This window comes from Rhodococcus sp. PSi06, assembly GCF_054960675.1.
In genome coordinates, this window is record NZ_JBHNYO010000028.1 from 1 (window position 1) to 4,994 (window position 4,994).

A 4,994-nucleotide genomic window follows, 5' to 3' on the forward strand; every position below is an offset into this window, starting at 1 on the left:
CACAATCGAGATGCCCTGCGCCGGAACGACACCGGTGAGCAAGCACAACGGGACCACGATCCCGACACCCACCGCCAGGGGAACGATGAGCCAGATACCGGACCTCCCCGACTCCGAACGCCGAATCGACGTGAACGCCGCGGCCCCGAACATCATGAGCAGCACCAGCAACGACGACCACAGATGCTCGAGCGCCGCAGCGAGAATCAGCGAAATCGTGGCCAATTGAACGAACCCGCGCAGAGCAGCAGCGGGAGCGGTGATCATTCGCCCGATCGAGGAGACCCGATAGATGATCGCAGCGAGCGTCACCATCACGCAGCAGAGAACCACGAGCGGCAGACCAGGCTCGGCCAAGGAAGAACTCACCGGTCAAGTATGTGGCGTGACCCAGCCCGTGTGTCTCGTCGATCTGTCTCAGCGATCGTGTCTCGGCGATCTTTCAGCGGAGGACGGTCATGGTGGCGTTCACGTGACCGTCAACCACAGGGGTGATCTGGCCCCGCCCAGTTCAACACGGTCTTCGGCAGTGTGCGTGTGCTCCATCACGTCGTTCGAGACCGCACGCGGCCTGTGTTGTCGATCAGGGATGTAAATGGTCGGAAGCGTCGGGCGAGGTCATCGGGATGGCGATCTGGAAGCGTGCTCCACCGAGGGTCGATCGACCGACGGTCACCGAACCACCGTGTGCCGCGACGGTGCCGGCCACGATCGCCAATCCCAACCCGGTACCGCCCTCGTCGCGGGTGCGGGAGGCGTCGAGTCGTACGAACCGGTCGAACACCCGCTCACGTTCGGTCTCGGAGATCCCTGGCCCGTCGTCGTCGATAGTGATCACTGCAGATCCTGCCGACTCGGTGCAGGTCAGTTCCACCCGGGTCCGTGCGTGCCAGACAGCGTTGTCGACGACGTTGCGCACCATTCTCGCCAATGCCGGTTGGTCACCGGTCACTCGAACGGGGACGATCGACGTCCCGACATCGAGGTCTGTCACGGCTTCGATCCGTTTGCCTTCTTCGTACAACACGTCGTCGAGATCGACATCGACCGTGCCGTGCGGAGTCTGCATCTCGTCCGAGCGTGCGAGCAGTAGAAGATCTTCGATCAGCCGGCGCATTCGACGCGCTTCGGGCAGCAACGATTCATCGATCAGGGACGCATCGATGAGCTCGGGCCTGGCCGCTGCGAGTTCGAGAGCGGCGGTGATCGTCGACAGCGGACTTCGAAGTTCGTGTGAGGCGTCGCTGACGAATCGTTGCTGCGCTCGTTGCCCGGCGTTCAATCGTGCCAACATCTCGTTCATGGTCACCGCCAGGCGCGCGATCTCGTCCCGGGTCTCTGGGACCGGGATGCGTTCTCCCAGATCACTGTTCGAGATCGAGGCCACGCGGGTGCGGATCCGCTCGACGGGGCTCAGCGCTGCCCCGACGAGTCGATAGGTCGCCAAGGCGACGAGCGCGACCACCACAGGACCGACGATCGCGAGCAGGATCGCGACGGTGGTGACCACCTTTTCCACCGGCTCGCGGTCGGCACCGACCAGCACTGTCACCGGCCCGTCGGCCGTCGCAGCACCGACACCCATGACCCAGAAGTCGCCGGTCTCGTCCCGTTCGATGCGCCCGAGGTCCTGTGTGGCCGTGGGCGCAATCTCGACCGTGGACAGCGGCGGGCCGCCGTCTGCAATCGAGGATGCCTGCACCGCCCCGGCCGCGTCGATGACCTGGAGGATTCCGATCTGTCCGTCCGTGGCCAGCAGCGACTCGTCGATCTGTCCCGGTAGATCGGTTTCCAGTTGTTCGCTGACCTGGACAGCTCGGGCGGTGGCGGCGGTGCGAGCAGAGGACTCGAGGGAGCTGTACAGGACACCCAACAATGCACCACCGGCCGCGATCAGGCACACGGCCAGCACCAGTGTGGAGGCCACGGCGGATCGCACGCGCACCGTCCACGATCGTGGCCGCAGAACATCGACGAAGGCACTCATGCCTCTGAGTCTGCTACCCGGCGGCCTGAAGGTCGTTGCCGTCTTCAGCATCGCTTCAGGAACGCTCTGTCAGAATCCACGACCATGACCACCCCCGCGGCGAGGATCCGCGTGTGCCGCTGCAGATGACCGAAGCTGACCTGGCGGTCACTGCGGCTGCGGTCGGTCGGTGACCGGCAACGCCGACGACGAGCAGGCGCGCGCGTTCGTCACCATGTTGCAGGCCGAGATCGATCTTATTTCGGCGCGGATCGAACGCGCCGAGCACATGTCGCGGACGGCTTGGGAGGTCGGCCGAACCTCCTCGCGCCGTTGGTATGCCGACGATGCGCGCACACAACGCCGGATTCTCTACGACCTCCATCGCCAGCTCGATTCCCTGCGGAACCGATTCCCAGGGGTGTAAGGGCCGACGTTCGGGCCGCTGCGCCGAACTCTCTCAGCTCTCCACAGGGATTCTTCAGGACCAGCCGCGCACAGTCGGGGCTGTAGCGCACGCAAGTGGCACGTGCATCCGACAACCGAAGGAACCCTCGTGAACGTCAAGAACAAGATCGTTGCGGTCTCCGCCGTCGTGCTGGCCGGAGCATCCATCGGCGGCGGCATCGCCGCAGCCCACACCCTCGGACACTCCGCGGCCTCGCACGACAGCGTCGTCGACACTCCCGAAGCGGGCGACACACCGGGTGCACCCGGTGCGGTCGATGTACCCGAAGCAGGTGACACCCCGGACGCACCGGGCGCAGTGGACATTCCCGAAGCAGGTGACACCCCGGACGCACCGGACGCAGTGGACATTCCCGAGGCAGGTGACACCCCGGACGCACCGGGCGCAGTGGACGTTCCCGAAGCAGGAGATACACCGGACGCAGTCGACGCGCCGGAAGCAGGAGACACCCCCGACGCACCCGGTTCGGTGGACCTACCCGAGCCCGGTGATATCGCCGACGCCCCGGGGCAGTAGATCCACCGCGTCACCGCAGCGCCCGTCTGCTCCAAGCGACGGGCGCTGCCCTCTCTGAATCTCAACCCTGCTGCACACAAGTAGGTTTCAGCGTTTCTTCAGTGTCGTCCGCGCATGATCGAGTGGTCCTCGGATCCTTTCTGGCAGGAGCTACCCCATGCTCGCACCGACCCTTCCGACGCCTCCCGAGCACAGCTCCGATCGACAGATTTCACCCCGCGAAGTGTCGATCTGGAAGCTGGTCTCGGTGGCCGCGCTGATCGTGTTCACCCTTGCCTCGGTGTCCTATGTGCGAGCACTCGCGACCCCGGGATATGCGAGCTGGAACGACAAGACCTCGTCGTGGATCCGCGACCACGGCGGCGGCCCTGCATTGGACGCGTACGAGAACTGGCGGTACGCGAGCCCGCCGCCGGACACCTCACCCGATCCTTCTCAATTCGTCTCGGTTGCAGCCATTCCCGGCGGTACAGTGACGTCTTTGGCCGCCCTTCCCGTCCTGCCGACAGTTGCCGGATCGCCGACTCCGACATGGACACCTGGGCGCGTGGGAGCAGATGGAGCTCCTGTTGCCTACATTTCGCACTTTCAGCCCGACCCGGCCCACCGCAGCGCCGTGGCCGGGGTGGCGATCGTCTCCGGTACCGCCACGATCGCGCACCTCGTCGACGGTACGAGCCAACCCCGCGCCGACGACAACACCGCCGCATCGGTCCCCGCCGCCGAGGTGCCGAATCTGGTGGCTGCATTCAATTCCGGATGGAAGATGAACGATCTTGCCGGCGGGTATTTCTCGAACGGCGTGGCACTGAAGGCCTTGAAGAACGGCGAAGCCTCGGCAGAGGTGGACGATACGGGCCATCTGAGCGTCCTCGACTGGACGGGCGGCGCAGTCGTGGACCCACACATCGTGTCCGTGCGGCAGAATTTGCCGTTGATCGTCGACCACGGCTCGATCGCGGCAGGGTTGCACTCGAACGACGACAGCAGGTGGGGTAGCGCGAAGAATCAGCTGCAGTACACCGAACGCTCGGCACTGGGGACCACCGCGAACGGCGACCTCGTCTACATCGCTGCGTCGAAGGTCGACCTCCCCACGCTGGCTCAGGCTCTGGTGGACGCGGGAGCGGTGACCGGGATGGAACTCGACATTCACGGTGGCCTGACCGAATTCAACTCGTGGGCAGTGGACCCCACTGGAACCCTAACGCCCACAGCGATTGTGCCGACCGTCCAGAACCGTCCCGACCGATACCTGGCAGCGGATCAACGCGATTTCTTCTATCTCACGCTCGCGACACCGACGCCCACTCAGCAGTGGGCCGCAGCAGACACCACCGGGGCGGAGCCGGCGACATTCACCGCCGCGAGCATCTCGGGCGCGAAGTGACGCCCACCATCGGCTGCCCTACGTCGAAAGCTGTTGAGGGACGGTAGGTGTCGCACGTGACGATAGGTTCCACGCACGTGCCGCAGGGCGAGGTGCTCAGTCGGTCGCCCCGGCGGCCAGGCGATACCCGACCCCGCGGATCGTCTCGATGCTCTTGCGCCCGAAGGGCTGATCGACCTTCTTCCGGAGATACCCGATGTAGACCTCGACGATGTTCTCGTCCCCGTCGTAGTTGACGTCCCACACCGACCGGACGATCTCGGATTTTGTGACCACGACGCCGCTGCGCCGCATCAGGAACTCGAGCACGCTGTATTCACGCGGGGTCAGCGCCAGTTCCGTACCGCCCCGGGTGACACGGTGACGCGCGGGATCCAACTCGAGATCGCCGGCAACAAGCACGGCGGGGCGTTCGGGAGCGCCCCGTCTGACCAGAGCGCGTAAGCGCGCAACTAGGACCACGAAGGAAAACGGTTTGACCAGATAGTCGTCCGCGCCGAGATCGAAAGCGTCGGCCAGATCGTATTCACCGTCCTTGGCCGAGAGCATCAGAATCGGCGTCCACACGCCCTGAGCGCGGAGATCTCGCACGATGTCGTACCCGTGTCTGCCCGGCAGCATGATGTCGAGAACGAGAACGTCGAACTCGCCGG

At 65.0% G+C, this 4,994-nt stretch carries 6 protein-coding genes; 3 read left to right on the forward strand and 3 right to left on the reverse strand.

From position 1 onward, the window contains the following. The coding region (locus ACFI9K_RS24845) for an ABC transporter permease (RefSeq protein ID WP_462665976.1) at window positions 1-369 on the reverse strand (369 nt) is incomplete at its 3' end. A 214-nt stretch (window positions 370-583) separates the two neighbouring features. Then, entirely contained in the window at window positions 584-1,987 is a 1,404-nt protein-coding gene (locus ACFI9K_RS24850; RefSeq protein WP_462665977.1) for a sensor histidine kinase, read from the reverse strand. A 169-nt stretch (window positions 1,988-2,156) separates the two neighbouring features. Between ACFI9K_RS24850 and ACFI9K_RS24855 the strand changes: the two genes are divergently transcribed. The 3 genes from ACFI9K_RS24855 to ACFI9K_RS24865 all read left to right on the forward strand — a co-directional run bounded on the left by ACFI9K_RS24855 (window position 2,157) and on the right by ACFI9K_RS24865 (window position 4,341). Next, a complete protein-coding gene (locus ACFI9K_RS24855) occupies window positions 2,157-2,393 on the forward strand; it encodes a hypothetical protein (RefSeq protein ID WP_032371172.1) in 237 nt (78 codons plus the stop codon). A 129-nt stretch (window positions 2,394-2,522) separates the two neighbouring features. Then, window positions 2,523-2,951, forward strand: a complete 429-nt coding sequence (locus tag ACFI9K_RS24860) for a hypothetical protein (RefSeq protein WP_462665978.1) — start codon at window positions 2,523-2,525, stop codon at window positions 2,949-2,951. A 157-nt stretch (window positions 2,952-3,108) separates the two neighbouring features. After that, the gene (locus tag ACFI9K_RS24865) at window positions 3,109-4,341 is read left to right on the forward strand and encodes a phosphodiester glycosidase family protein (RefSeq protein WP_462665979.1); all 1,233 of its coding nucleotides are present in this window, start codon (window positions 3,109-3,111) and stop codon (window positions 4,339-4,341) included. Window positions 4,342-4,437: 96 nt separating this feature from the next. On the opposite strand, the gene ACFI9K_RS24870 is transcribed toward ACFI9K_RS24865, so the two are convergent. Continuing rightward, on the reverse strand, window positions 4,438-4,994 hold a 557-nt coding region (locus ACFI9K_RS24870; RefSeq protein ID WP_462665980.1), incomplete at its 5' end, for a winged helix-turn-helix domain-containing protein.